At 69.4% G+C, this 2,214-nt stretch carries 8 protein-coding genes; all 8 read right to left on the reverse strand.

What is annotated here, in order from left to right; translation table 11 throughout:
• On the reverse strand, positions 1-558 hold a 558-nt coding region (locus VFG33_RS00080), incomplete at its 3' end, for an ERF family protein (protein WP_325020971.1).
• The gene (locus VFG33_RS00085; RefSeq protein ID WP_325020974.1) at positions 555-794 is read right to left on the reverse strand and encodes a hypothetical protein; all 240 of its coding nucleotides are present in this window, start codon (positions 792-794) and stop codon (positions 555-557) included. The genes VFG33_RS00085 and VFG33_RS00080, both read right to left, overlap by 4 nt.
• On the reverse strand, positions 791-1,105 hold the full coding sequence (locus VFG33_RS00090) for a hypothetical protein (RefSeq protein WP_325020976.1): 315 nt from the start codon (positions 1,103-1,105) through the stop codon (positions 791-793). Before VFG33_RS00090 ends, VFG33_RS00085 begins: the two co-directional genes overlap by 4 nt.
• Positions 1,102-1,239, reverse strand: coding sequence for a hypothetical protein (locus tag VFG33_RS00095; protein WP_325020978.1), 138 nt, complete (start codon positions 1,237-1,239; stop codon positions 1,102-1,104). The genes VFG33_RS00090 and VFG33_RS00095 overlap by 4 nt, the downstream gene beginning before the upstream one ends.
• Positions 1,232-1,477 carry a hypothetical protein gene (locus tag VFG33_RS00100; protein ID WP_325020980.1) on the reverse strand — a complete coding sequence of 82 codons (246 nt, stop codon included), beginning with the start codon at positions 1,475-1,477 and terminating at the stop codon, positions 1,232-1,234. Before VFG33_RS00100 ends, VFG33_RS00095 begins: the two co-directional genes overlap by 8 nt.
• Entirely contained in the window at positions 1,470-1,757 is a 288-nt protein-coding gene (locus VFG33_RS00105) for a hypothetical protein (protein WP_325020982.1), read from the reverse strand. Before VFG33_RS00105 ends, VFG33_RS00100 begins: the two co-directional genes overlap by 8 nt.
• A complete protein-coding gene (locus tag VFG33_RS00110) occupies positions 1,754-2,026 on the reverse strand; it encodes a hypothetical protein (RefSeq protein WP_325020984.1) in 273 nt (90 codons plus the stop codon). Before VFG33_RS00110 ends, VFG33_RS00105 begins: the two co-directional genes overlap by 4 nt.
• Positions 2,023-2,214, reverse strand: a 192-nt coding sequence (locus tag VFG33_RS00115) for a hypothetical protein (RefSeq protein WP_325020986.1), incomplete at its 5' end; no start/stop codon positions are given. The genes VFG33_RS00110 and VFG33_RS00115, both read right to left, overlap by 4 nt.

Genomic DNA, 2,214 nt, shown 5'->3' on the forward strand with positions numbered 1-2,214 from the left:
GATGCCGTGCGCGCGATCCTTGGCGTACTGCGCCTGCTCGGCGGCCGTCGTGGCGTCCACCTCGGCTTGCTGCTGGGCCTGCTGTGCGGCCTTCGCTCCATCAGCCGCGGCCGCGTCGTCATCCTCGTCCGGGGCGATTCCGGTCACGGCACACAGGCAGTACCGGCGGGCGTAGGTGATCGAGCTGCCGAGCTGCTGGGCTGTCGAGCCGGTGAGCGGGTACTCGCCGGCGAGCTGCTCGCCGGACTCGTGCAGCAGGTGGTACCGCAGTACGAGGTTGCGCTCTACGACTGTCGGGAATGCCGTGAAGGCCAGCCCGTGCTCGCCGAGCAACGGCATGATCGCCCGGCTGACCGAGGCAAGGTCGGCGTACGAATACTCATAGCTGAAGAACTCGCCGTCTTTGTTCTTCCCCGACACCTTGCCCGTCTCTGCCTTGCCCAGGCGGGGCAGTTCGGCTTGTACCGCGGCGAGCGCGGCCGCCAGGCGCCCGATGCCAGGCTCATAGGTGCGGGTGTCGCTGTTACCCCCCACCTCGGCGGTTTGCGTTTCGGTCACAGGATTTCCCCCGTTGGTTCGTCTAGTGGTCCGCCGAAGTGCGCCCGCCGAGCCATCGCCCGCAAGGCCTGCTCGGCCAGGTACGACGGGCACTCCGGCTCTCCGCAGTCGCAGAGCAGGGCGATGACGCCGAGCGCCTCGAGCGCGATCTGTACGCACTCCGGGTACCGGGCAGGGTCACGCCACGGCCGCTCGTTCACCGTCTCCCGGATCTCGACGAGCTCGGCCGCCTTCACCGGTGGTCCTCGGTCTCGTGGTCGGGACCCCACAGGGCCCGCTGCTCCATCGACCGGAGTACCGCGGTCGCCCGATCGGCCTCGCGAGGGTCGGTGTCCTCGTGCAGCGCGATCCCCGCGATGAACCCGAGCGCCTCGGCCAGCAGGTCATCGAACCGGCCCAGGTCGTCCTCGAGCTCGTTCCAGATCGTGCCGACGATCGAGTCGTACTCGTCCGCGGTGAGCGGCGCCGGGGGCTGGTGTGAGGCCCCGTCCCCGGCGCCGTGGTGCTCCCCCTCGGTGGGAGGGAGCACCAGATCGTGTGTCGTCATCGCTTACCGCCCAACAGCCGACCGAGCGCACGCAGACTGCCCCCGACGTTGTCGCCCTTGTGGGCCTTCGACAGGTCCTCGTCGGTCTTCTTCCGGGCCGCCTTTGGATCGGGCTCGGGCTTCGGCTTAGGCATCGGTGACCCCCTCGCGGACCAGCCGGACCGTCCCCGGCCAACGGAGGACCTGCTCCCAGCCCCACCCGTCCTCGCCGCCGAGCGAGAACCAGTACGCCGTACCGTCGTCGAACCCGCCTGGGCCCTTCACCAGGTAGTTCCGATCGTCGGGGTACTCGGGCGAGACGTGCTCAACGACGGCCCACAGCCCGGCAGGCTCGGGCATCGGCGGCGTCGACTCCACCTCGATCTCAGGCATGCTCGATCGCCTCGCAGTCGACCTCGCCGACCTGCATCGCGAGGATGTCCGCGGCGACCTGCTCGAGTTGCTCCCGCAGCGCCTTCGCGATAGCCCGCTCGATCGCGCCGGCCAGGTCCAGCACCCGTTCGTTCGTCAGGTGCGCGTCGATGTGCTTCGCGATCGCCTTGCCTTGGCCCTGCAGTGCGTCGGTCAGGTACTCGACCGCGGGCTTGTACCCGGTGCGCGGCAGCTTCGCCTCGTACGGACCGGGGACCCGCTCGGCCACCTCGGTACTCACGATTCCTCCGGAAGTGACTCGGTGACGGCCTTCACCAGGTCGGCGAGGCCGGCGGACTCGGGGAGCTCGTTCAGCTCGACCGCCGGGAAGGGCCCGGTCCAGATCCACAGGCCGTTCTCGGGCAGCCACACGGTGGTGGCGAAGTCACCGCTGTCGACGTGGCGGAGTTCGACCGCCATGTCGTGCTCGGTTACCCGGGCGGTCCAACTGCCGTGCCGGTTGAACGCGGCCGCTACTCGGCCGGCGGTGGTGACCTTGGTGGGGCTCATGTGGTCACTGCCTTAGCCAGCAGGGGACCGCAGATCCACTCGACGTCCTCGACCGTCTCGGTCACCTCGACGTCCGGGACCACCACTGACGGGTCCGGGACCGTCTTCGTCACCTCGCGGGTACCGGTGACGACGCGCTCACACACCTGGTCGCGGTACGCGCCGACGTGCACCTCGATGACGCCTCC

This window comes from Kribbella sp. (assembly GCF_035687465.1).
Classification (GTDB): domain Bacteria; phylum Actinomycetota; class Actinomycetes; order Propionibacteriales; family Kribbellaceae; genus Kribbella.